This window comes from Halorubrum ezzemoulense (assembly GCF_004126515.1).
GTDB lineage: Archaea > Halobacteriota > Halobacteria > Halobacteriales > Haloferacaceae > Halorubrum > Halorubrum ezzemoulense.
This window is the reverse complement of record NZ_CP034940.1, coordinates 603,456-625,041: the sequence shown is the minus strand read 5'-3', so window position 1 is coordinate 625,041 and position 21,586 is coordinate 603,456. Positions and strand designations below refer to the sequence as shown.

At 71.0% G+C, this 21,586-nt stretch carries 24 protein-coding genes and 2 tRNA genes; 13 read left to right on the top strand and 13 right to left on the bottom strand.

Annotated elements, in window-relative coordinates; translation table 11 throughout:
* Positions 1-55 precede the first annotated feature (55 nt).
* The 6 genes from EO776_RS03070 to EO776_RS03050 all read left to right on the top strand — a co-directional run bounded on the left by EO776_RS03070 (position 56) and on the right by EO776_RS03050 (position 4,872).
* Positions 56-979, top strand: a complete 924-nt coding sequence (locus EO776_RS03070) for a DUF5995 family protein (protein WP_094495720.1) — start codon at positions 56-58, stop codon at positions 977-979.
* A 44-nt stretch (positions 980-1,023) separates the two neighbouring features.
* Positions 1,024-1,278, top strand: coding sequence for a hypothetical protein (locus EO776_RS03065; RefSeq protein WP_176455094.1), 255 nt, complete (start codon positions 1,024-1,026; stop codon positions 1,276-1,278).
* Positions 1,279-1,327: 49 nt separating this feature from the next.
* Positions 1,328-2,311, top strand: coding sequence for a replication factor C small subunit (locus tag EO776_RS03060; RefSeq protein ID WP_086219969.1), 984 nt, complete (start codon positions 1,328-1,330; stop codon positions 2,309-2,311).
* A 312-nt stretch (positions 2,312-2,623) separates the two neighbouring features.
* A complete protein-coding gene (locus EO776_RS03055) occupies positions 2,624-3,157 on the top strand; it encodes a metallophosphoesterase (protein WP_094519973.1) in 534 nt (177 codons plus the stop codon).
* A 411-nt stretch (positions 3,158-3,568) separates the two neighbouring features.
* Positions 3,569-3,697 carry a DUF7859 family protein gene (locus tag EO776_RS19590; RefSeq protein ID WP_254921732.1) on the top strand — a complete coding sequence of 43 codons (129 nt, stop codon included), beginning with the start codon at positions 3,569-3,571 and terminating at the stop codon, positions 3,695-3,697.
* Positions 3,697-4,872 (top strand): inorganic phosphate transporter, encoded by a 1,176-nt coding sequence (locus EO776_RS03050; protein ID WP_049931449.1) that lies wholly within the window; start codon positions 3,697-3,699, stop codon positions 4,870-4,872. Before EO776_RS19590 ends, EO776_RS03050 begins: the two co-directional genes overlap by 1 nt.
* A gap of 25 nt (positions 4,873-4,897) precedes the next feature.
* Here the strand turns inward: EO776_RS03050 and ygfZ are convergent, their stop codons facing one another.
* From ygfZ to EO776_RS03035, 3 genes are all read right to left on the bottom strand, one after another.
* The gene (ygfZ, locus tag EO776_RS03045) at positions 4,898-6,055 is read right to left on the bottom strand and encodes a CAF17-like 4Fe-4S cluster assembly/insertion protein YgfZ (protein WP_049931448.1); all 1,158 of its coding nucleotides are present in this window, start codon (positions 6,053-6,055) and stop codon (positions 4,898-4,900) included.
* Positions 6,056-6,102: 47 nt separating this feature from the next.
* A complete protein-coding gene (locus EO776_RS03040) occupies positions 6,103-6,402 on the bottom strand; it encodes a DUF6432 family protein (protein WP_049931447.1) in 300 nt (99 codons plus the stop codon).
* A 110-nt stretch (positions 6,403-6,512) separates the two neighbouring features.
* On the bottom strand, positions 6,513-7,034 hold the full coding sequence (locus EO776_RS03035; protein WP_049931446.1) for an archaemetzincin family Zn-dependent metalloprotease: 522 nt from the start codon (positions 7,032-7,034) through the stop codon (positions 6,513-6,515).
* 39 nt (positions 7,035-7,073) lie between these two features.
* Between EO776_RS03035 and EO776_RS03030 the strand changes: the two genes are divergently transcribed.
* Positions 7,074-7,574: a UPF0146 family protein gene (locus EO776_RS03030; protein WP_086216289.1), complete on the top strand. Its 501-nt coding sequence runs from the start codon at positions 7,074-7,076 to the stop codon at positions 7,572-7,574.
* Positions 7,575-7,670: 96 nt separating this feature from the next.
* Positions 7,671-8,534, top strand: a complete 864-nt coding sequence (locus EO776_RS03025) for a TIGR01548 family HAD-type hydrolase (RefSeq protein ID WP_089308022.1) — start codon at positions 7,671-7,673, stop codon at positions 8,532-8,534.
* Between the two features lie 205 nt (positions 8,535-8,739).
* Here the strand turns inward: EO776_RS03025 and EO776_RS03020 are convergent.
* Positions 8,740-8,814: transfer RNA gene (locus tag EO776_RS03020), tRNA-Ile, on the bottom strand.
* A gap of 328 nt (positions 8,815-9,142) precedes the next feature.
* Positions 9,143-9,215 (bottom strand) — tRNA-Asn (locus EO776_RS03015).
* Between the two features lie 160 nt (positions 9,216-9,375).
* On the opposite strand from EO776_RS03015, the gene cca reads away from it, so the two are divergent.
* Positions 9,376-10,824 carry a CCA tRNA nucleotidyltransferase gene (cca, locus tag EO776_RS03010; RefSeq protein WP_049931443.1) on the top strand — a complete coding sequence of 483 codons (1,449 nt, stop codon included), beginning with the start codon at positions 9,376-9,378 and terminating at the stop codon, positions 10,822-10,824.
* A 61-nt stretch (positions 10,825-10,885) separates the two neighbouring features.
* Here cca and EO776_RS03005 read toward each other — a convergent pair whose 3' ends face one another.
* From EO776_RS03005 to EO776_RS02990, 4 genes are all read right to left on the bottom strand, one after another.
* Positions 10,886-11,200, bottom strand: coding sequence for a hypothetical protein (locus EO776_RS03005; RefSeq protein ID WP_049931442.1), 315 nt, complete (start codon positions 11,198-11,200; stop codon positions 10,886-10,888).
* 76 nt (positions 11,201-11,276) lie between these two features.
* The gene (locus EO776_RS03000; protein WP_049931441.1) at positions 11,277-11,639 is read right to left on the bottom strand and encodes a CrcB family protein; all 363 of its coding nucleotides are present in this window, start codon (positions 11,637-11,639) and stop codon (positions 11,277-11,279) included.
* Positions 11,636-12,037 carry a fluoride efflux transporter FluC gene (locus EO776_RS02995; RefSeq protein WP_089308024.1) on the bottom strand — a complete coding sequence of 134 codons (402 nt, stop codon included), beginning with the start codon at positions 12,035-12,037 and terminating at the stop codon, positions 11,636-11,638. The genes EO776_RS03000 and EO776_RS02995 overlap by 4 nt, the downstream gene beginning before the upstream one ends.
* 42 nt (positions 12,038-12,079) lie before the next feature.
* Positions 12,080-13,249 (bottom strand): ATP-binding protein, encoded by a 1,170-nt coding sequence (locus EO776_RS02990; protein WP_394338383.1) that lies wholly within the window; start codon positions 13,247-13,249, stop codon positions 12,080-12,082.
* 143 nt (positions 13,250-13,392) lie between these two features.
* On the opposite strand from EO776_RS02990, the gene EO776_RS02985 reads away from it, so the two are divergent.
* Positions 13,393-13,869 carry a DUF7382 domain-containing protein gene (locus tag EO776_RS02985; RefSeq protein WP_049931438.1) on the top strand — a complete coding sequence of 159 codons (477 nt, stop codon included), beginning with the start codon at positions 13,393-13,395 and terminating at the stop codon, positions 13,867-13,869.
* Positions 13,870-13,895: 26 nt separating this feature from the next.
* Here EO776_RS02985 and EO776_RS02980 read toward each other — a convergent pair whose 3' ends face one another.
* The 4 genes from EO776_RS02980 to EO776_RS02965 form a co-directional block, all read right to left on the bottom strand.
* On the bottom strand, positions 13,896-14,696 hold the full coding sequence (locus EO776_RS02980; RefSeq protein ID WP_094519976.1) for a protein-L-isoaspartate O-methyltransferase family protein: 801 nt from the start codon (positions 14,694-14,696) through the stop codon (positions 13,896-13,898).
* Positions 14,697-14,745: 49 nt separating this feature from the next.
* Complete coding sequence (locus EO776_RS02975) at positions 14,746-15,378, bottom strand: protein-L-isoaspartate(D-aspartate) O-methyltransferase (RefSeq protein ID WP_094519977.1); 633 nt, start codon at positions 15,376-15,378, stop codon at positions 14,746-14,748.
* A gap of 66 nt (positions 15,379-15,444) precedes the next feature.
* Positions 15,445-15,858, bottom strand: coding sequence for an Hsp20/alpha crystallin family protein (locus EO776_RS02970; protein WP_086216297.1), 414 nt, complete (start codon positions 15,856-15,858; stop codon positions 15,445-15,447).
* Between the two features lie 120 nt (positions 15,859-15,978).
* The gene (locus EO776_RS02965) at positions 15,979-16,482 is read right to left on the bottom strand and encodes an Hsp20 family protein (protein ID WP_094519978.1); all 504 of its coding nucleotides are present in this window, start codon (positions 16,480-16,482) and stop codon (positions 15,979-15,981) included.
* Positions 16,483-16,592: 110 nt separating this feature from the next.
* On the opposite strand from EO776_RS02965, the gene EO776_RS02960 reads away from it, so the two are divergent.
* The 3 genes from EO776_RS02960 (at position 16,593) to cysS (ending at position 21,249) form a co-directional block, all read left to right on the top strand.
* Complete coding sequence (locus EO776_RS02960) at positions 16,593-17,978, top strand: cryptochrome/photolyase family protein (protein ID WP_094519979.1); 1,386 nt, start codon at positions 16,593-16,595, stop codon at positions 17,976-17,978.
* Between the two features lie 95 nt (positions 17,979-18,073).
* On the top strand, positions 18,074-19,336 hold the full coding sequence (ilvA, locus tag EO776_RS02955; protein WP_049931432.1) for a threonine ammonia-lyase: 1,263 nt from the start codon (positions 18,074-18,076) through the stop codon (positions 19,334-19,336).
* A 395-nt stretch (positions 19,337-19,731) separates the two neighbouring features.
* Complete coding sequence (cysS, locus tag EO776_RS02950; RefSeq protein ID WP_094519980.1) at positions 19,732-21,249, top strand: cysteine--tRNA ligase; 1,518 nt, start codon at positions 19,732-19,734, stop codon at positions 21,247-21,249.
* Positions 21,250-21,586 lie beyond the last annotated feature (337 nt).

Below are 21,586 nucleotides of genomic sequence, written 5' to 3'. Positions count from 1 at the left end.
TCTTGTATCGCGGCGGAGTACCGAACGTTCTGACGGCGTTCGCCGTCTCGTCACGATGATCCCGATCCGCACCAGCGTTCCGACCGTCGACGAAGCGGAGGCGCTGCTCGCCGGAGTCCGACGGACAGTCGACATCGAGGCGGACGGCGCGGCCGCGGCCCTAGCCGATGAGGAGCCGGATCTGGGCCTCCTCGAGATCGTCTCGGGCCCGTTCGCGTCCGTCGCCGATGTCGACGAGCGGCTGGCGCGGACCGAGTCGTACCTCCGCGAGCGCGGCGACCGGCGCGCGGTGTTTCTCACGGTGTACAGCCGGATGACGGCGACCGTCCGGACCGCGATCGACGACGGCGCGTTCGTCGACCCGGAGTGGGCCGCGTCGTACCTCGTCGCCTTCGCGGAGCGCTACCGCCGGGCGCTGGCGGCGTTCGAGCGCCGCGCGTTCGAGTCGCTCCCGCGACCGTGGCTGATCGCCTTCACCGCCGCGGTCCGCGGCGAGTCGCTCGTCGCGCAGGACGCCCTGCTCGCGATCAACGCGCACATCACCTACGACCTCACGTACACGCTCGGTGCGGTCGAAATCGACCCGGACCGCGATGTCAAGCGCGAGGACCACGACCGCATAAACGCGATCCTCGCCCGGCTCGTCCAGACCGTACAGGACGTCCTCGTCGAGGCGTACGCTGCGGTCGGGATCGCCGGGGTCGACCGGCTGCTCGATCCCCTCGACGACCGGTTGGCCCTGCTCGGCCTGAAGGGCGCTCGGGAGTTCGCCTGGCGGAACGCCGTGTTACGCGCCGACCTCCCGGCGTGGCTCGGGGAGCGATACGTTGACTGGCGCGCCGAGACCGTCGCGACTGGCGCCGCGGCGGCCGTCCTCGCGCCGGATGTAGACGCCGACGCGACGGGGCGCCTGCGAGAGGCGGAGGACGGCGGCGACGCGGCGAGCGCGTTCCGCGAGGCGGTCCGACGGCGGATGTAGCGACGAGAGAAACACTGATGACGGTCCTCGCGGATATGACGACTATGCCACATATCCGGGGGACGGTCCACGGCGTCGCCGCGATGGTGACCCTCGTCGTCGGGTCGATGCTGACGGACGCGATCCGCGAGGAGTACGAGCTGTTCGCGCAGATCGCGGCGACGACGACGCACCTGCTCATCGACGTCGCGGAACTGCCGGTGTCGCGAGAGATCGCGGCGGTGGTCGTCCCCGTCGGCGTGTTGATGGGAGTCTGGGTGTTCGCGTACGAGCTCCAGCGGCTGATGCGGGCGGAGTGAGAGCCCGGTCTCGGTTCGTTTATCACCCCGCCGACCCTCAGATCGGGCAATGAGCGAGGCCGACGAGCAGCCGGCTGCGACCGCGACGGGCCGGGAGATCTGGATCGAGAAGTACCGGCCGCAGACGCTCGACGACATCCACGGGCAATCGGAGATCGTCGAGCGGCTCCAGAGCTACATCGCGCAGGACGACGTGCCGCACCTGCTCTTCTCGGGGCCCGCGGGCGTCGGGAAGACGACCGCGGCCACCGCCATCGCCCGCGAGATCTACGGCGAGGACAACTGGCGCGGCAACTTCCTCGAACTGAACGCCTCCGACCAACGCGGCATCGACGTCGTCCGCGACCGGATCAAGGGGTTCGCGCGCTCGTCGTTCGGCGGCGACTTCCGGATCGTGTTCCTCGACGAGTCCGACAGCCTTACAGATGATGCACAGGCGGCGCTCCGCCGCACGATGGAGCAGTTCTCCGACAACACCCGGTTTATCCTCTCGTGTAACTACTCGTCGAAGATCATCGACCCGATCCAGTCGCGCTGCGCCGTCTTCCGGTTCTCGCCGCTGTCGGACGAGGCGGTCGGCGGGATGGTCCGCGAGATCGCGTCCGCGGAGTCGATCGAGGTGACCGACGCCGGAGTCGACGCCTTGGTGTACGCAGCCGACGGCGACATGCGCCGCGCGATCAACTCGCTTCAGGCGGCGGCGACGACGGGCGACGTGGTCGACGAGGAGGCGGTGTACGCGATCACGGCGACCGCCCGCCCGGAGGAGATCGAGTCGATGGTGACCGACGCGCTGGAGGGCGACTTCGCTCGCGCGCGCTCGACGCTCGACACGCTGCTCACGGAGACGGGGATGGCCGGCGGCGACGTGATCGACCAGCTCCACCGCTCAGTCTGGGAGTTCGACCTGAACGAACGCGAGGCGGTGCGGCTCATGGAGCGCATCGGCGAGGCCGACTACCGGATCGCCGAGGGCGCCAACGAACAGGTCCAGTTGGAGTCGCTGCTCGCGGCGCTCTCGCTGGACGAGTAGCGATAGACCGGTTTCGAGTCTCCGGGCGCTTGTTTATCCGGTACTGACGACCCAGCGACGGCGAACACTTCCAAAGCCCAGCCGCTCGGTTACATGTCGTTGAGTCCGGGGCGACGACGGACACCCCCGAAGCCCCGCCCCGCACGGCAACCGCGCCTCACGCCTCCCCAGCCTCGTCGGTCGCCCTCCGCGCTGCTCCGGGCGACCGGCTCCCTCGCGCGTGCTCCTCGCGGCCGCCTTCGGCTGCCACTCGGAGGCACGCACCACCGTGGCGAGCGCGCTTTTTAACTCACGCCGGCGCGGACTCCCGGTATGCTCGTCGTCGTCTCCGACACGCACGCACGCGAGGAGTCGAGGCTTCAGGGGCGGACCGCGGAGGCGGTCCGCGAGGCGGAGCTGGTGATCCACGCGGGCGACTTCTACCGCGAGCCGGTCTTAGACGCTTTTCAGTCGACCACCGCCGCCCTCCGGGCGGTCTACGGCAACAACGACGACGCCGCGATCCGCGACCGCGTCCCGGAGGTTCGGACCGTCGAATACGCGGGGGTCAGGTTCGCGGTCACGCACCGACACCGCAGCGGCGACACGGGGCTCGTCATGCTCGGTCGCGGCCGCGACGCCGACGCCGTGATCTGCGGCCACAGCCACCGGCCGCGGTTCGACGACTCAGGTGGGCTCCCGATACTGAATCCGGGCAGCCACGCCCAACCGCGCGGGAACCGGCCGGCGCACGCGGAATTGCGTCCGGTGGACGACGGGGCCGGAGACGGTCTGGACGGGCGACTGGTGACGCCGGACGGGGAGGAGTTCGAGACGTTCCGGATCGGGGCCGAGAGCCGCGAGTAAGGGAGCGAATCACGAGAAGCGGATCGGGCTCGCCGTCGCGTCGGCAGAGACCGATCGCGACGCCCCGCTGACGGCCGGGCCGGCCGACGGTCGTGTCAGCGGTGGAGGACCCGGATCGACGCGGATGTGGGCGCCGGCTGTCGGTCGCTGGTCGGCCGGGGAGGGGGATACCGGACTGGGTAGGGAGCGGGTGCGAGTCCGACCAGCCGGCGGTCGGCCGGCGGGTTCGAGCGTGAGGGCCGAAGCGGGGGGTCGCGATTACACGTAGTCGGGGTATCGACATATACGTGGCTGAGGGACAAAAACGCGTTTTAGTTACCGGGATCCGATCGCCTGAACGCGTCGGAATCGTCCGGGTCACGCGACCGTTCGGCTCGAAACTTATAACCGCGTGCCGACGGATTCAGGCGTATGCTCCCGGTCCAACCGCTGTTCGTACTCCTGTTGGTGGGTCTTCTCGGGCTGTTCTTCTTCGGGTTCCTCCTCGTCCGGCGCACGGTGGCGGGGCTGAACGAGGGGTACAACGACGGGCGACGCTGATGGTCGTCGCCACCGCCGCGACCCTCCTCGTCGCCGCCGCCGCCAGCCTCTTTATGGCGTGGTCGATCGGCGCGGGGTCGTCGGGCTCGACCCCGTTCGCGCCCGCGGTCGGGGCGAACGCAATCTCCGTGATGCGGGCCGGGCTCGTCGTCGGCGTCCTCGGGCTCCTCGGCGCGATCCTCCAGGGCGCGAACGTGACCGAGGCGGTCGGCACCGAACTGATCGGCGGGGTGACGCTCACCGCCGTGGCGGCCATCGTCGCGCTCGTCACGGCCGCCGCGCTGGTCGCGGTCGGCGTGTTCGCCGGCTACCCGATCGCGACGGCGTTCACCGTCACCGGTGCGGTCGTCGGCGTCGGCCTCGCGCTCGGCGGCGACCCGGCGTGGCCGAAGTACGCCGAGATCGCGACGCTGTGGGTGCTCACGCCGTTCGTCGGCGGCGGCGTCGCCTACGGCGTCGCGCGCATGCTCATCGGCGAGTCGCTGCCCGAGCGACCGCTCACGGCCGCGCTCGCCGGCGTCGTCGGCGCGATCCTCGCGAACGTCGGGTTCGCGCTGCTCGGTCCCGCCGGCCAGCAGGCGTCGGTGGCGAGCGTCCTCGGGGCGGGGCTGGGCGGCAGCGGCGCGGGTCCCGCCGCGGTGAGCGTCGCGATCGCCGCGCTCGTTTCGGTCGCCGTGTACGCGGACCTCGGCCGCGACCGCGAGGGGGCACAGCGGCGGTTCCTGCTCGCGATGGGCGGGCTCGTCGCGTTCTCGGCCGGCGGGTCGCAGGTCGGTCTCGCGATCGGCCCGCTCGTCCCGATCTTCAGCGAGGTCGGCGTCCCGCTGTGGGCGCTACTCGTCGGCGGCGGCGTCGGGCTGTTGGCCGGGTCGTGGACCGGCGCGCCGCGGATGATCAAGGCGCTCGCGCAGGACTACGCCTCGATGGGGCCGCGACGGTCGATATCGGCGCTCATCCCGTCGTTCGCGATCGCGCAGACCGCCGTCGCGTTCGGGATCCCCGTGTCGTTCAACGAGATCATCGTCTCGGCGATCGTCGGCGCGGGCTACGCCGCGGGCGACGCCGGCGTGAGCCGGAAGAAGATGGGGTACACGGTCCTCGCGTGGATCGGGTCGCTCGTCGGCGCGTTCGTGCTCGGGTTCGGCCTCTACTCGGCGGTCGACTTCGTCGCGTGACGGGCGGCGACGCTCCGCTTCACCCTTAGGCGCGTCCCTCGGGGTACGTCGGCAGCCGCGCGGACCGCGCGCTCCCGTCGACGAACGGGAGGTCGACGGCGGTGGCCGGACTCTCCTCGCCGTCGACGCGGACGGCGACCTCGCCGAGGGCGGCGTCGAACCCGACGAGCGCCAGCGCGACTGGCACGTCCGTCGCGGGGCCGACGGCCGCCCGCGTCACCTCGCCGATCGCCTCGTCACCGTCGAAGACGGCCGCACCGGACGCGGGGAGCGCGGCGTCGATCCCCTGCGGGTCCGCGTTCGGGTCGACGCCGTCGACCGCCTCGGCGACGCCGTCGAGTTCGAGGCCGACGAGCCGTCGGCTCGGTCGCCCCTGATTCTCCACGCGCGAGACGACCTCCTGCCCGACGTAACACCCCTTCTCGAAGTCGAGCGCGTTCCGGAGGCCGAGGACGTTCGGGACCGTGCCCGCCAGTTCGTACTCGAAGAGGGGCGTTCCGGCCTCCGTCGCGAGCGCGTCCCACGTTCGGTACCCGAACGGCGCGGCGTTGAGTCCGCGGTTGATCAGGGTGTCGAACACGTCGCCCGCGTCGGCGGCGGCGCAGACGATCTCGTACCCCTCCTCGCCGAGCGGCGCGTCCGTCGCGATCACGGTGACGCCGGCGTCGACCATCGACCCGCGGACGAACGAGAGGGGCCCCTCCGGCGCGCCCGGTCCGCCGAGGACGGAGGCGACCTTCTCGGTCGACTTCGGGCCGTGAACCCCGAACACGCCGAACTCGTCGGACACGTCGTCGATCGCGACGTCCTGAATGAACACGTTCTCCGCCCAGTCGGCGGCGACCGACTCGACCCGTTCCGGGGGGAGGAAGACGAGCAGCCGCTCGTCGGCGTTGTACACGTACATGTCCGTCTCGATCCCGCCTTGGGGATCGAGCAGGAGGGCGTACGTTCCCTCGCCGTCCTCGGCGGGGACGCGGTTCGAGACGGCGTTGTCCACGAACTCGACGCGGTCGCTCCCCCTGACGGCGAGGACGCCGTACCCCATCTCGATCACGCCCGCGACGTTTCGGACCGCCTTGCCGACGCGGACGGGCTTCCCGTAGTGGTCGACGACCTCGCGACCGCCGCGGTCGCGGTACGCGGCGCCGTGCGCGTCGTGGGTACCGGAGACGAGCGTCATGGTCGAACGGTGGCGATCGAGGGCCAAAAGGCCGCCGTCTCCGACGGCTACAGTCCGAGTCGGTCCCGGATCGCGTCGACGAGGCTCTCGGAGGGGTCGTCGTCGGGCGCCTCCGGGTCCGGAACGACCTTCTCGTGGGCGTACACCCGAACGTGCTCCTCGGACTCGACGGTGATCAGCGAGTCCTCCTTCAGCGTCGAGAGGGCCTCCTCGACGGCGTCGATGTCTGCGTCGACGGCCGCGCGCAGTTCGAGGACGGTCATTCCCTCGTCGCCGCGGTCGACGAGCGCGTCGAGCAGCGCGACCTCGACGTCCGGCCGGTCGCGGTATTCCGGCTTTGCGGCCATACCCGTCCCTTGTGCGGGCCGGACTTTACGTCTACCGGCGATCGGAGAGGGATTGGCGACCGGAGAGATCGGGCGACAGATCGTCGGGAGGGTACGCCGGTCGCGCCGCGTCAGCGGACGATCCGCGAACAGGTGCCACAGAGGTTCTCCTCTTTCACGTCGACCTCGCGGACAGTCGGGGAAAACGACATCACGCACTTGCTGTTGTCACAGTGCTCCAGGCCGAGAGTGTGACCGATCTCGTGGACGACCTCCTTGCGGACGCGGTCGCCAAACACGTCGACCGCGGGCTTGGTGGAGACGCCGCCGTCGGAGGAGGTGCGGAGGCGGTGCGTGGAGATGACGGAGCCGCTGCCGTTGAGGTACGCGAGGCCGAACACGTAGTTTCGGCGGCGGTAGTAGAGGTCCTCGGGCGTGATGCCGATGTTCTTCTCGCCGCCGCCGACCCGAGTGACCGTCTCGATGAGGTCCTCGGCGCGGTACTGGTCCCTATCTGCCTCGAAGGCGGAGTCGGGGATCGGCTGATCGTCGTGGACCGTCACGTCGCAGTCGTATACGGAACGCAGCGCACCGGAGGCCTCCCGTTTCACTCGGGGGGTGACCTCCCCGACCGGGACGATGTCCACGAGCATGGAACCGCTTTTGAACGCCGCGGTCATAAAGGCCGCGCCGTGGTACGACCACCCCCGTCGGAGCGGGCACTCGTTGCCGCACTCGGGCGGTACGAACGATTGATCGAGGTCGGAGTCGGCCGCCGGCCGGGCGTCGCCCGTGCGCTCGCCGATCGGGGCCACGAGGTCGTCGCGATCGACGTCGAAGTGAGCGAGGCGGCGCAGGACGCGGCGGCGGGGAGGCAGGCGCCGAGCGGGGGAACGCTCCGCGTCGTCGCCGCGGACGTGACGGCGCTCGCGGCCGACGACGAGCGGGCGGCGCAGAGCGCGCTTGGGATCGGCGCGAGCGACGAGACCGCCGGTGAGGCTCCGGACGCGCCCGGCGGCGTCGACGCCGTGTACGCTCGGAACCTCCCGGCGGAGCTACAGCGGGCGACCGTCGCGCTCGCGGAGCGACTCGGCGCCGCCTGCCTGTTCACCACGCTCGGGTTCGAGGAGCCGGTCGTGGACGTCTCTCGGAAGTCGACGGAGTCGGGAACTGTCGTGTTCGTCGCGCGGTGACGGAACGGACCGGCGACCGGGACGCCGCACGGCTCGAACCGGCGACGCCGACCGCGAACCCGAACGTTCATTCGGGCGCCAGTCGGGGGTACCCGTATGCAGGTCGACGCAGTCGTCCTCGACATCGACGGGGTGTTGGTCGACGTGGCGGACTCCTACCGTCGGGCGATCCTCGAATCGGTCGACCGGGTCTGCGGCAAGCCGATCGACCCGGACGCGGTCCAGGCGTTCAAGGACGCCGGCGGGTTCAACAACGACTGGGAGCTGACCGACGCGGCGGCGTTGTTCGTGTTGGCCCGCCGCGAGGGGCTCCGGATGGACGTCGACGAGTTCACCGAGCGCGTCCGCGAGCTCGGGGGCGGGCTCGACGCCGCCAAGGAGGTCGTCGGCGACCTCCCGCGAGTCGCACAGGCCCGCGTCCGCGACCAGTGGGACCGGGACGCGCTCCGCGAGACGTTTCAGGCGCTGTACCTCGGCAGCGAGCTGTACCGCGAGTTAGAGGGGGGCGAGCCGCCGTTCGAGGCCGACGGGTACATCCACGACGAGCCGACGCTCGTCGACCCCGAGACGATCGCCGACCTCACCGGGCGGTTCGACGTGGGCGTCCTCACCGGGCGGCCGGCGGCCGAGGCCGACATCGCCTTGGACCGCGTCGGCCTCGACGTGCCCGAGGACCGGCGGTTCACGATGGACGACTGGGAAGAGGGGAAGCCGCACCCGCGGGCGCTCGTCGAGCTCGCCGAGCGGTTCGGCGCCGGGCGGGTCGCGTTCGCGGGCGACACCCTCGACGACGTGCGGACCGCACGCAACGCCGACGAGTCTGACGAGACGCGCGTCTACTACGGGGTTGGCGTCCTCACCGGCGGGCTCACCGGCGAGGCGGGGCGCGAGAAGTTCGCCGGTAACGGCGCGGACGCCGTGGTCGAAGACGTGAACGAACTGGTTGGGCTACTGGAGTAGTCGTCGTCGCGTCGGCTCGGGCACCGTGCGCCCCTCCCGCGTTAACCGCTCCGTGACGGATCTCGCCGGCGATCGCGGATACCGCCGGTATCCGGGACACGTCGGGTCCGGTGAGCGACGACCCCGCGAACGAGACCGCGACCGACGTGACGCTCCAGCAGGAGTAGACAGCCAGATACAGCGGGGAATCGGTGAAAAACCGGAATGGGCCTTGCCGGATTCGAACCGGCGATCAACTCGTTATGAGCGAGTCGCTTTAACCGGACTAAGCTAAAGGCCCGCCACGGATCGATTTGTCTCTCGGTTCCTCTTTATCCTATCGGGTTGGAACCAAGCGAAGCTAATGTTTCGTTGAGATGGTAATCCTCGTGCCAATTGATGTTTTTGATATGTTATGTTTGACCGCTCGTACCGGATAGTCATCTGTGTGTCACCAGCACCTTCGATAAGTATCAGTTACGATCGCTTCGGCCGCTTGGCCGCGCTTCTGTGGCTCCTCGAGTGAAGCAAATTGCTCGCTTCGATTCGGCATACTCAGTCAGAGCGGAAACGAGCAAAATAGGACTACGGTCTGGTGAGAGCATAGACGAGAAACGTACGAAGGGAGGCGCCGAAGCCAGGACTCGAACCTGGGACCGCCTCGTTAACAGCGAGGCGCTCTACCAACTGAGCTACTTCGGCCTGTTTTCGGGTACTCGCGTCCTTTTGATATGGCTTTCGTTTCCGCCCGACGGCGCGGAAGCCGCCGGGCCGGACCGCGGGACGGCGGCGGCGCTCCGTCGGCCCGCCGCGCCGCCGATCCGACCGACACGTTTTCAGCCGGACCGCGAGACCGTTCGGTATGGACGATCTGGAGGCGGTGCTGTCACGGGTCCGCGAGCGCGTCCTTCCCGAGCCGGAAGAGCGGGAGCGACTGCGAGCGGCGGCCACGGCACTGACCGACCGGACCCACGAGGCGATCGCCGACCTCCCCGTCGGCGCCGACGTGGTCCAAGTCGGGTCGACGGCGCGGGGCACGTGGGTCGCGGGCGACCGCGACATCGACCTGTTCGTCCGGTTCGACGCAGATCTCGACCGCGCCGAGCTGGAGGAGTACGGGCTGGCGGTCGGGCACGCGGTCCTCCCCGACGGCCACGAGGAGTACGCCGAACACCCGTACGTGAAGGGGAACTACGAGGGGTTCGACGTGGACCTCGTCCCCTGTCACGACGTGGAGACGGCGGGGGATCTGGTCTCCGCGGTCGACCGCACCCCGTTCCACGACGCGTACCTCTCTGCGCGGCTCGACGACGACCTCGCCGCGGACGTAGTCCTCGCGAAGGCGTTCCTGAAGGGGATCGGCGCGTACGGCAGCGACCTCCGCACCGAGGGGTTCTCGGGGTACCTCACGGAGCTGCTCGTCTTGGAGCTCGGCGGGTTCGTCCCGCTCGTCGAGTCGGCGCGGAGCTGGCACCCCCCGGTGGAGTTCGACCCAGAGGGGCACGCCGAGCGCACGTTCGAGGACCCCCTCGTCGTCGTCGATCCGACGGACCCGACGCGGAACGTCGCGGCGGTCCTGTCGGCGACGAACCTCGCACGCTTCCAGCACTACGCGCGGGAGCTGCTCGCGGCCCCGAGCGAGGCGCTCTTCGAGCCTGACGAACCGGAACCGCTCGACCCCGAGGAAGTGCGAGCGCATCTCGACCGACGGGGAACGACGCCGGTCGCGGTCGTGTTCGACGCGCCGGACGTGGTCGACGACCAGCTGTGGCCGCAGCTCCGCCGATCGCTGGACGGGATCGTCGGCGGGCTCAACGATCACGGGTTCGACGTGCTCCGAGCGCGCGCCATGACCGACGCAGCGGGAACGAGGAACGGCGGCGAGGGGAGCGACGCCGACGGGGGGAGCGGCGACCGGGAGGTGCCCGAGCGCGCCGCAGCCGTCGAGTCGACGCGGGCCGCGCTGTACGCGGAACTGGAGGTGACCGAGCGACCGGCGGTCGCGCGCCACGACGGGCCGCCGGTCGCGGTGCGGAAGCACGCCGCGAACTTCTACGAGTCGTACGTCGACGACGTCGACCCGGACACCTACGGGCCGTTCATCGACGGCGACCGGTACGTCGTCGAGCGCGAGCGGGAGTTCGTCACCGTCCGCGGGTACCTAGAGAGCGACGCCGCGGGCGACGTGGCGCTCGGCGCGCAGGTGGAACCGGCGTTCGCCGACCGCGACGTGTTGGTCGGCGAGGCGGTGGCGACGCTCGCCCCCGCGTTCGGTCGACCGCTCCGCGGGTTCTACGAGCCGCGGCCGTGAGACCGTCGAGGGGAGCCGTTCCCAATGAAACGGGCGAAAGCGATCCGGGCGAGGGGGCCGCTCAGCGGGAGAGGCGGTCGAGGAGCCAGTAGACGGCCGCGGCGACGACGACGACGATCAGCGCGATCGCGGTGAGGAGTCCGGCGGCGCCGGGGAACGACAGCCAGAACGCGGCGTAAAAGGCGAGCGCGAACACGAAGAGGCCGACGACCAGCAGCCCGCGCGAGGGGTTCTGCGCGGCGGCGACGAACCCGCGCTGGAGGATCGAGAGGTCGCCGAAGTCGGGGACGTCCTCGGGGGTAACGTCGTCAGCGGGACCACCCGAGTCGGCCGGAGCGGTCGACTCGCCGTCGACGGAGCGGTCGGTGTCGGTCACGCACTCGCATAGGAACCGGGGGAGCCTGTACTTGTCGCTTGTCGGGGAGGAACGGCCCGGCCGCCGTGAGCCTCCGTCAGCCGGCGACCGCGACGGCGAGAGACGAACCGAGGACAAACGCGGCCAGCGCGGCCGCGAGGTTCGAGGCCGCGAGCGTCGCGGCGGCGCGAACACCGGTCTCGCTCGCCGTCCGGACGGCCCCGACCGCGAACGAGGAGAACGTCGTGAACGCGCCACAGAAGCCGACGCCGAACAGCAGCGTCGCCGCCGATCCGATCGGCGCGGCGGAGACGGCTCCGAGGGCGAGGCTCCCGAGGGCGTTGACGAGGAGGACCGACCGGCGCCCCTCGATACGGAGCCCGACGGCGTGACGGCCGGCCGCGCCGAGCGCACCGCCGACGCCGACGAGCGCCGTCGCGAGGAGCGGCGAGACGCTCATCGCCGGCGCCTCCCGACGGCGAGCCCCAGTGCGGCCGCGGCGAATCCGGCCGCGTAGCTACCGGCGACGTATCCCGCGCCGGCGGTCGTTCCGAGCGCGACGGCGTCGGCGACGAACGTGCTGTACGTCGTGAACGAGGATAGCGCGCCCGTCCCGACGAGCAGCCGGACCCGGTCGCTCGACGCGCGAGTCAGGAGGAGACCGAGGGCGAACGAGCCGACGACGTTCGCGACCAGCGTCCCCGCGCCGGGCGGGACGCCGCCGAGAGCGATGAGGCGGTCGCCGGACGAGGCCGCGGTGAGGACGCCGGCGACCCCCGCGTCGACGGCGTGTCTGGCGACCGCACCGAGGAAGCCCCCGGCCGCGACGAGGAGAAATCCGTACGGCGTTCGGTCCATGCGCTAGCGTATTTCCGGGGCGGCTTGTGCGTTCTGGACCCGTCAGTGCGGTTCGGGGTCCGATAGCCGGCTCGCGCGCGGACTCTCGCCTTCGTGCGGCGTCCGGCGTTCCCGTATCCGGACCGTGTGGGCCGTCTCTGTGGCGTCGTCGACGACGAGCGCCTCGCCGACGCCCTCGGGAAGCCGCGATGCGAGGTCGCCGGCGAGGTACGTCGCCTCCGCCGCCGCCAGTCGCTCGACGTCGCGCGCCGCCGTGAGCCGGTGGGAGACGAGCAGGTCGGACTGCGAGACGGCGACGCTCGGGAGCGCGGCCGGACGCTGGGTCGCACAGACCAGCGAGACGCCCGGCGCGCGGCCCCGCGTGAGGAGCGTCCGGAGCGCGGGGTCGGCCACCCCGTCGAAGAAGGCGTGCGCCTCGTCGACGAGCAGCCACGGGAGCCGGGAGAGATCGCCCGCGATCCGCGCGTCGTAGAGCCCGCGAGCGACAGCGCGGACCACGGCCGCCGCGGCGGCGTCGGGCACGCCGGCGAGGTCGAGGACCGCGGGGTTGCCGTCGGCCGCCAGCGACGCGACCGGCGGCGCATCGGCGTCGAAGACTCCCCACGAGGCCGCCAGCCGGAGGTGGTTCGCGGCGGCGCGACGCGTCTCCGCCGGGGCGTCGGCCGCGTCGACCGTCTCGCGGAGCGCCGCGAGCGACGGCGAGGGGGTCGTTCCGCTCGCGGCGTTACGGTCCGTCGCCTCTCCAGATCCGTCGTCGACCGCGTCCGCGACGACTTGCCAGACGAGGGTTCCGGGGCCGCTCGCCGGGGCGAGGCCGAGGAGGTTCGGCCAAGCCGACGGCGGTATCGAGGCGGGACGGACCGCGGGGTCGACGGTCCGTCCGCCGGCCGCTTCGAGGCCGGCGAAGACGCCCATCGGGTCGACGACGACCGGGGCGACACCGCCTGCGTCCGCCAGCTCCTCGGCGAGGACGCCGAGGGTGTACGACTTCCCGGTGCCGCGCTTCCCGAACACGACGCCCGCGTGTGGGCGGTCGAGGTCGACGCCGACCGGAGCGCCGGCGCTGCCGTCGCGGGCGAGGAAAGAGCCGATCCGAGCGGTGTGAGGCGGACGGTCACCGTCGCGGTGAGCACTGTCACGGAGGTCGGCGCAGTCGCCGCGGTCAGCCCCCTCAGTACGGTCGGTCCCGTCGTCGCGGCCGAGTACGTACACGCGGCCGGGTGGCCTCGGCATCAGACAAAAAGCGCCGGGAGCCGGATCGGGTCCCGGTCGTCGGGCGCGTCTCTCGGGCGTCCGCCGCGGCGCCGCCCGGATCGTCCGATCGTTTATATCAGATACCGCGGCCAGCGCGGCGTATGTCCGATCGAACACACGACTCGCGCACCGCGAACCGCCGGACGTTCAGCACCGACACCCGCGCGATCGAGGGGCTTCCGGTCCGCCTCGTCATCGCGCTCGTCGTCGGCGTCGCCAGCCTCAGCGTGATGATGGGGATGATCGGCGACATCGACGGGCTGGCCGCGACGGAACTCGACGCGCAGCCCCAGCCGGAGGTGACCACGCCCGGCGAGCAGTCGGTCGACGTCGCCGTCGTCGACCCCGACGGCTCTCGGGTCGCGGACGCGACGGTCATCGTCCGGGGCGGCTCTGCGCAGATCGACGGCGTCGTCACCGCGAAGACGAACGAGGACGGGGTCGCGACCGTCGACGTCGAGCCGGAACTCGGGCCGAATCAGGCCGACGGGACGCTCGCGATCGACATCAAGCCGCCGGCGGAGGGCGACTACGTCGACGAGCGGGGGAACACCGAGGTGCTCGTCGTCGAGGAGTGACGCCGCGAGCGGCGGAGGAGAGTCGGTTAAAGCCGGCTGTCCCAGTCGATCCAGTCCTGTTCCCAGCCGTGCCGTCGCTGCCGGCTGCGCTCGGCGCGCTCCGCGTCCTCCCGCCGAGTTCGGTTCCGTTCCGTTCCGGGCTGTTCGCCGTCGACGAGCATCGGTTGGAGCCGCGCCGGCCCGTGCGTCTCGACCGTTTCGAAGCCGTCAGGCGCCGGATCGTCGTCCGTACCGGCGCCGGACGCGATGGCGTCGCCCGCGTCGGGACCCCCGGCGGACGGCTCGATCGCGGCGACCGTCTGGACGCCGGCGCCGCGCGGGTAGGCGATTCGCCCGTCGGGCGCGAGCTGGTCCCTGAGGGAACGCGGCGGCTCGACGACGGCGGCTTCGAGGAGGATCCGGTCGTACGGTGCGTACGCGGGGAGTCCGTCGGCGCCGTCCGCGCGGTCGACGAGGACCGCCCCGTAACCGGCCGCGTCGAGGTTCGACCGCGCGGCGGCGACGGCGGCGCGGTCGATGTCGACCGCGTGGACGCGCCGCGCGCCGGCGATCTCGGCGAGCATCGCGACCGAGTAGCCGATCCCCGCACCGACGACGAGGAGCGAGTCGCCCTCGGCGGCGTCGAGCGCGGTGACGAGACGGACCAGCGTCGGGAGCGAGAGCGAGTGCGGGTCGTCGCCGTCGACGGCGCCGCCGCGAGGCGAGTCGTCGACGAAGGGATCGCGCGGGACGCGCTGAAGCGCGGTCAGCACGGGCGGCTCGATCGGCTCGCCGATCTGGTGTTCGAGCCCCTCGATCATGTCCGCCCTGAGCGACGCGTCGTCCATGCGCAGTCTCGGGACTCGGTCCTCTAAAACCGTGCGTTCGGCGGGCCGACTATCGCATCGGGACGAACCGCACGCCGCCGTGGTCCTCGCGGTCGATGCCGCCCTCGCGGAGCGTCAGTCGGACGAGCCGCTGGCGACCACCCTCGCGAACGGGGGCGACCACGCGGCCGCCCGCCCGGACACGGTCGACGACCGCGTCCGGAACCTCCTCGGGCGCCGCGCAGGTGAGGTAAGCGGCGTCGAACGGAGCCTCGTCGAGGAACGCCTCTCGGCCGTCGGCGGCCGCGACGGCCACGTCGTAGCCGAGACGGGCAAGGCGCTCGCGGGCGGCGGCGGCCAGTTCCGGGACCCGCTCGGCGGAGAGGACGTTCCCCGGGCCGACGACCTCGGCGACGACCGCGGCGTGGTAGCCGCAGCCAGTCCCCACCTCGAAGACGCGGTCGCCGCGCTCGACGTCGAGGAGATCCGTCATCAGTGCGACCATGTGCGGCGCGCTGATCGTCTGGTCGTGGCCGATCGGGAGCGGCCGGTCGGCGTACGCCGACTCGCGATGCGCCTCGGGAACGAACTCGTGGCGGGGGACGGCTCCGATCGCCGAGAGCGTCTGCTCGCTCACGTCGAGACGCCGTCGGAGCGCGCTCACGAGGTCGCGTCGTTCGGCCGTGCGGTCGCCGTCGTTCATGTGAGTTGATAGCACAGTGTGCGTGGAGAAAGCATCGGCGGAGAGGCAGGGGTCGAGCCGGGCGGATCAGTTCACGTCGATCCGGCGTCCCTCGTCCGCGTCGAGGACATCGATCGGGACCGTTACAGTGAGGACACCGTGCCGGTACGTCGCGGTGGCGTCGTCGAGACGGGCGTTCGTCGGCAGGCCGACGGTCCGAGTGACGGACTCGTGGCGCCGCTCGCGTCGGATGTATCGCCGGTCTGCGTCCTCGCGTTCCGCGTCGCGCTCGGCGGCGATGGCGAGCCGGTCGTCGCGGGCTCGGACGTCGATCTCGTCGCGATCGAACCCCGGGAGGTCGGCCATCACGACGAACTCGTCGGCGTACTCGGCGACGTCGATGTCGGCGGTCCGGAGGTCGCGGCCCCGAGCCCGCTCGCCCCCGAAAGGGGTGCGGCCGAGGAACTGCTCAATCTCGTCGAAGGGATTCGTCGTGTTCATACCGACAGAGAGGAGCCGTGAGGTGTTAAATAGCGACTGACGCGTGCTATCTCGCGGCGGCGGATTCCGGTATCCCGGCCGCGGCGCACCCCCTGTCACACCCGACGACGCGAGCGCGGCTCAGCTGACGTCGATCGTGTGCCCGCGGTCGTCGTCGGGCGAGCGCTTGGGGAGCGTGACGGTGAGGACGCCGGCGTCGAAGGAGGCCGCCGCCGCGTCGGCCTCGACGGGTTCGGGGATCGGAACCCGACGGGAGACGGTGCTGCGCCGGCGCTCGCGCCGGTGGTAGCGGACGTCGGCCGGACCGCTCTCGCCGTCGTCCGGATCGTCGGCACCGTCCTCTTCGGCGATATCGAACTCGCTCGACTCCTCGCGGGACCCGCTGATAACGAGCGCGTCGTCGCGCAGTTCGACATCCACGTCGTCGGCGTCGAATCCGGGGAGGTCGGCGACGACGGTGATCGCCTCGTCGTCTTCGACCACGTCGACGTCGACGTCGCGGGCCCCCGGGAACCGCGGGACCTCGGGGCCGGTGCCCTCCAGCGTGCCGCCGAGTTCCTCGAACTCGCGGCCCATCCGCTCGAACAGTTCCTCTATCTCGTCGAAGGGATCGCGTCGGGTCATACAGGTCAGGATTCGTGACGGAGCGTCTTGAACGTACTGGCGGAGGCGGGGACGGCGGCGCGCCGAGACGCCGGCGACAGACACTATCCGCTGGCGCCCTTGGAGATCGTATGCGCCTGTTCTGGCACCGAGGAGACGCTCGAACGCGGGACAACGCCGGGCTCGCCGCCGCGGCTCGGGACGGTGAAGTCGTGCCGGTGTTCGTGTACGACGCCGACCTGCTCGGAACGGTCGGCGCGCGGCAGCGCGCGTTCTTCCTCCGCCACGTGAAGCGACTAGAGGAGCGGTACCGCGAACTCGGGAGCGACCTGATCGTCCGCGCCGGCGACCCGGAAGCGGTCCTCGTCGACCTCGCCGCGGAATACGACGCGGAGGCGGTGTTCTACAACGAACAGTACCGAGCGGCCCGTCGGAACCGACAGCGGGCGGTCGAGGACGCGCTCGCCGGCGAAGGCGTCGACACCGACTCGCGGACCGACATCGTGCTGGTCGACCCCGGTCGGCTGGAGGCGCGCTATCCGAACCACAGCCAGTTCCACGGCGACTGGGAGGCCGTGCCGAAGCGCGGGCCGTACGCGGAGCCGGATGCGGCCGCGCTGGCCGACGTGCGCGACGGGAAGACCGTCCCCGAGCCCGACGCCGACATCGACCTCCCCGACGCGGGGTACGAGGCCGCCCGCGAGCGGTTCGACGAGTTCCTCGACTACGGGATCACCTCGTACAACGACACCCGCGACGACCTCGCGCGGGCCGTCGAGGCCCCGACGCACGCGGTCTCGCGGATGTCTCCGTACCTCGCGACCGGCGCAATCGGGGTCCGCGAGCTGTGGGCGGGCGCGAGCGACGTGTACGACGCCGTGACCGGCGGGGAGCGCCGCAACGTCGACAAGTACCGGTACGAGCTGTCGTGGCGCGAGCAGATGTACCACCTGCTGTATTTCAACCCGGACCTCGCCGTGTCGAACTACAAGTCGTTCCCGAACGAGATCGCGTGGCGCGACGACGACGACGCCTTCGAGGCGTGGACGCGCGGCGAGACCGGCTACCCGCTCGTCGACGCCGGAATGCGACAGCTGAACGAGGAGGGGTACATCCACAACCGGCCGCGGCAGGTGGTCGCGAGCTTCCTCACGAAGCACCTCCTGATCGACTGGCGGCGCGGCGCGCGCTACTTCACGAAGCAGCTGATCGACCACGACTACGCCTCGAACCACGGCGCGTGGCAGTGGACCGCCTCCACCGGCACCGACTCCGTCGACGTGCGCATCTTCGACCCGGTGAGCCAAATGTCGAAGTACGACGACGGCGCCCGATTCGTGAAGGCGTACGTCCCGGAGCTCTCGGACGTGCCGTCCGGGAAGGTGGTCGACTGGCCGACCCTCTCGCGGGCGGAGCGCGAGGAGCTCGCGCCCGACTACGCGCACCCGATCGTCGACCGGAACGAAGGGTACGAGCGCGCGCAGCGCGTCTTCGAGGAGGCGCTCGGGAAGCGATAGCGGGCGCGGGTCGGCGCGGAGCGGTGCGGACCCGTGGGTGGTACCGGCGTTCCGTAACCGAGTCCTTTTCGTGGGGCCCCGAGAACGGCTCCGCTATGTCCCCAGTCGCGATCGACGACGTCGAGGCCGCCGCCGAGCGGCTCGCCGGCACCGACATCGTCCAGCGGACGCCCGTTGAGCGGAGTCGCTCGCTGAGCGATCGGTGCGGCGCCGACGTGCGTCTCAAGATGGAACACCTCCAGCGCACCGGCTCGTTCAAGACGCGCGGCGCGTACAACGCGATCTCGCTGGCGATAGACGGGTCCGGAGAGCGCGCCGCGGAGGTCCCGATCGAGCGCGTCGTGGCCGCGAGCGCGGGCAACCACGCACAGGGGGTCGCGCTCGCGGCGGCCGACGCCGGGATCGAAGCGACGATCGTGATGCCGGAGGCAGCGCCCGCGGCGAAGATCGAGGCGACCCGCGCCTACGGCGCCGAGGTCGTCCTCCGGGGCAGCGCGTTCCCCGAGGCGATGGCGCACGCTCGGACGCTGACCGACGACCCCGGGACGCGGTTCGTCCACGCGTTCGACGACCCCGACGTGGTCGCGGGACAGGGGACGCTCGGCCTGGAAGTGCTCGACCAGGTGCCCGACGTCGACACCGTCCTCGTCCCCGTAGGGGGCGGCGGGCTCGCGGGCGGGGTCGCAACCGCGGTCAAGGCCCGGTCGCCCGAGACGCGGGTCGTCGGCGTTCAGACCGAGGGCGCGTCGACGCTCTCGGAGAGCCTCGCGGCCGGCGAACTCGTGACGCGCGACGAACCCGACACGATCGCGGACGGGATCGCGACCGGCGGGCTGAGCGACCTCACCTTCGAACTCCTCGACGAACACCTCGACGAGGCGGTCGTCGTGAGCGACGACGACGTGGCGAACGCGATCCTCCTGCTCTTGGAGCGCGCGAAGCAGATGGTCGAGGGCGCGGGCGCGACCGCCGCGGCCGCCCTGTTGAACGACGAGGCGGTCGACGATCTCGACCTCGGCGGCGAGACCGTCGTCCCGCTTCTCTGCGGCGGCAACATCGACGTGACGACGCTGAAGGAGGTGGTGACGCACGCCCTCGTCGACCGCCACCAGCTGATCGAGCTCTCCGTCCGGATCGACGACACGCCCGGGACGATGGGGGAGATCAGCACCCTGATCGGCGCGGAGCGCGCGAACATCCGGACCGTGCGCCACGAGCGCAGCCGACCTGACCTGCCGGTCGGCGACGCCGACCTCGTCTTCGAGGTGGAGACGAACGGCCCTGCCCACGTCGACCGCGTCCTCAAGGCGGTACGCGAGGCGGGGTACGAGGTGGAGTGGACGACGCGGGAGGCGTGAGGGAGAATGTCGTCGATGTATAAATTGAACTACGGTGGCGCGCGCCTCCGAGCGGCCGCCTGCGGCGGCCGTGAGGAGCGCGTGCGAGGGAGTCGGCCGACCGCAGGGAGGCCGACGAGGCTGGGGAGGCGTGAGGTGCGGTTGCGGTGTGGGGCGGGATTCAAAGGGGCAGTCGCGAGGCCGCCGTAGGCGACGCAAGCACCGGAACGAGGGAGCGGAGCGACCGAGTGAGGAGCACAGCGAGCGTACTTCGGCCTCGCGACTGGGGCTTTGGAGGTGTTCACCGCCAAGTCACCGAAGGCGTCCACGATCGACCCGCCGACCGCGTCGGGCGGGTGGTCGTCGTCTCGCGCGATCCGACGATTTGAAACGCTCACCTCGGCAACCGTCTCGTAATGAGTCTCGTCGTTACCGACACCCTGGAAGACGAGCGCGTCGAGTTCACGGCCGACGGCGACGTCACGCTGTACGTCTGCGGCCTGACGGTGTCGGACGACCCGCACCTCGGGCACGCCCGCCTGTGGTTCCACGCGGACGTGCTCCACCGGTGGCTCGAACACCTCGGCTACGACGTACGCCACGTCGAGAACGTCACCGACGTCAACGAGAAGATCACGGCCCGCGTCGGCGAGCGCGACGACTGGACCGAGGAACGCGACGTGGCCGAGGCGTTCACCGCCACGACGTTCGACGCGATGCGCGGACTCAACCTCAGGCGGGCGGAGGTGTACCCCCGCGTCACCGAGCACGTGCCGGAGATCGTCGACCTCGTCGAGACCCTGATCGAGGAGGGGTACGCCTACGAGTCGAACGGCTCCGTCTACTTCGACGTGACCCGCTTCGACGAGTACGGGAAGCTCTCGAACCAGGAGTTAGACGCGCTCGAAGCGCAGGGCGAGCCGGACGAGCGCTCGGAGAAGCGGAATTCGGCCGACTTCGCGCTGTGGAAGGCCGACGGCGTGAGCGAGACCGCGGCGCGCGAACACGCGAAACACGACCACGGCGCGGAGACGCCCGAGGGCGAGACGTGGGCGTCGCCGTGGAGCGAGGGGCGACCCGGGTGGCACGTGGAGTGCTCGGCGATGTCGACGACGCACCTCGGGGACACCCTCGACATCCACATGGGCGGGCGCGACCTCGTCTTCCCGCACCACGAGAACGAGATCGCGCAGTCCGAGGCGGCGACCGGCGAGGCGTTCGCGCGCCACTGGCTCCACGTTGGCCTGCTGGAGATGGACGGCGAGAAGATGTCCTCGTCGATCGGCAACTTCTGGACCGTTCCGGACGCCCTCGACGAACTCGGCGTCAACGTCGTCCGCGCGTTCTACGCCGGCGCCGCCTACCGCTCCGAGCAGGCGCTCACCGAGGAGACGATCGCGGAGGCCGAGGAGCGCTGGGAGCGGCTCTCCCGCACGTACGACCGCGCCGTCGAGGCGCTCGACTCGACCGAGGCCCGAGCGAAAGCCGAGGACGCCGACCTCCGCGAGGCAGTTGCGACCGCCCGCGACGACTTCGCGGCCGCGATGAACGACGACCTCAATCTCCGAGAGGCGACCGCGGCGCTCCTCGATCTCACCGACGCGGTGAACCGACACGTGGACGCGGTCGACGAGGGGAACGATGACGGGAACGGGACCCGTGACGCAGACGCCGCCTACGACTACCGGGGCCTCCGCGAGGCGGTCGAAGCGTTCGAAGAGCTCGGCGGCGACGTGTTGGGCCTCCAGTTCGAGTCGCCGAGCGACGGCGACGTCGACCTCGCCGGCGAGCTGGTCGAACTCGTGTTGAACGTCCGTGAGGCCGAGCGCGAGGCGGGCAACTACGAGCGCGCGGACGAGCTCCGCGACGCGCTCGGCGAAGTCGGCGTCGAGATCGAGGACGGCCCGGACGGCGCGACGTACCGGTTCGAGTAATACGGAACCGCGCGTTTCACCGGGGGGATAGTCAATGTGGCGATAGCGGTGGGTGGCTCGGTCGCTCGTATATAAACAGCTGCCGACGGAACCGCGGATAACATCTCCAAAGCCCCAGTCGTGAGGGCTCGCGCGGCTCGCTGTGTTCCTCGGTCGGTCGCTACCGCCCCTTCGCTGCGGTGTCGCCGGTGGCTTCGCCGCCGGCTTCCCGCGGCGCGTAGCGCCCCGCTACTTGCGTCTCCGTGCTTCGCACTCAGGGCTGCCCCTTTGAGTCCCGCACCGCACAGCACCGCACCTCGCGCCTCCCCAGCCTCGTCGCTGGCGCCCTCCGCTTCGC

Coding starts and splice junctions, on each gene's coding strand:
- EO776_RS03070 (WP_094495720.1), top strand. CDS start 56: ATGATCCCGATCCGCACCAGCGTTCCGACCGTCGACGAAGCGGAGGCG.
- EO776_RS03065 (WP_176455094.1), top strand. CDS start 1,024: ATGCCACATATCCGGGGGACGGTCCACGGCGTCGCCGCGATGGTGACC.
- EO776_RS03060 (WP_086219969.1), top strand. CDS start 1,328: ATGAGCGAGGCCGACGAGCAGCCGGCTGCGACCGCGACGGGCCGGGAG.
- EO776_RS03055 (WP_094519973.1), top strand. CDS start 2,624: ATGCTCGTCGTCGTCTCCGACACGCACGCACGCGAGGAGTCGAGGCTT.
- EO776_RS19590 (WP_254921732.1), top strand. CDS start 3,569: ATGCTCCCGGTCCAACCGCTGTTCGTACTCCTGTTGGTGGGTCTTCTC.
- EO776_RS03050 (WP_049931449.1), top strand. CDS start 3,697: ATGGTCGTCGCCACCGCCGCGACCCTCCTCGTCGCCGCCGCCGCCAGC.
- ygfZ (WP_049931448.1), bottom strand. CDS start 6,055: ATGACGCTCGTCTCCGGTACCCACGACGCGCACGGCGCCGCGTACCGC.
- EO776_RS03040 (WP_049931447.1), bottom strand. CDS start 6,402: ATGGCCGCAAAGCCGGAATACCGCGACCGGCCGGACGTCGAGGTCGCG.
- EO776_RS03035 (WP_049931446.1), bottom strand. CDS start 7,034: ATGCTCGTGGACATCGTCCCGGTCGGGGAGGTCACCCCCCGAGTGAAA.
- EO776_RS03025 (WP_089308022.1), top strand. CDS start 7,671: ATGCAGGTCGACGCAGTCGTCCTCGACATCGACGGGGTGTTGGTCGAC.
- cca (WP_049931443.1), top strand. CDS start 9,376: ATGGACGATCTGGAGGCGGTGCTGTCACGGGTCCGCGAGCGCGTCCTT.
- EO776_RS03000 (WP_049931441.1), bottom strand. CDS start 11,639: ATGAGCGTCTCGCCGCTCCTCGCGACGGCGCTCGTCGGCGTCGGCGGT.
- EO776_RS02995 (WP_089308024.1), bottom strand. CDS start 12,037: ATGGACCGAACGCCGTACGGATTTCTCCTCGTCGCGGCCGGGGGCTTC.
- EO776_RS02985 (WP_049931438.1), top strand. CDS start 13,393: ATGTCCGATCGAACACACGACTCGCGCACCGCGAACCGCCGGACGTTC.
- EO776_RS02980 (WP_094519976.1), bottom strand. CDS start 14,696: ATGGACGACGCGTCGCTCAGGGCGGACATGATCGAGGGGCTCGAACAC.
- EO776_RS02975 (WP_094519977.1), bottom strand. CDS start 15,378: ATGAACGACGGCGACCGCACGGCCGAACGACGCGACCTCGTGAGCGCG.
- EO776_RS02970 (WP_086216297.1), bottom strand. CDS start 15,858: ATGAACACGACGAATCCCTTCGACGAGATTGAGCAGTTCCTCGGCCGC.
- EO776_RS02965 (WP_094519978.1), bottom strand. CDS start 16,482: ATGACCCGACGCGATCCCTTCGACGAGATAGAGGAACTGTTCGAGCGG.
- EO776_RS02960 (WP_094519979.1), top strand. CDS start 16,593: ATGCGCCTGTTCTGGCACCGAGGAGACGCTCGAACGCGGGACAACGCC.
- ilvA (WP_049931432.1), top strand. CDS start 18,074: ATGTCCCCAGTCGCGATCGACGACGTCGAGGCCGCCGCCGAGCGGCTC.
- cysS (WP_094519980.1), top strand. CDS start 19,732: ATGAGTCTCGTCGTTACCGACACCCTGGAAGACGAGCGCGTCGAGTTC.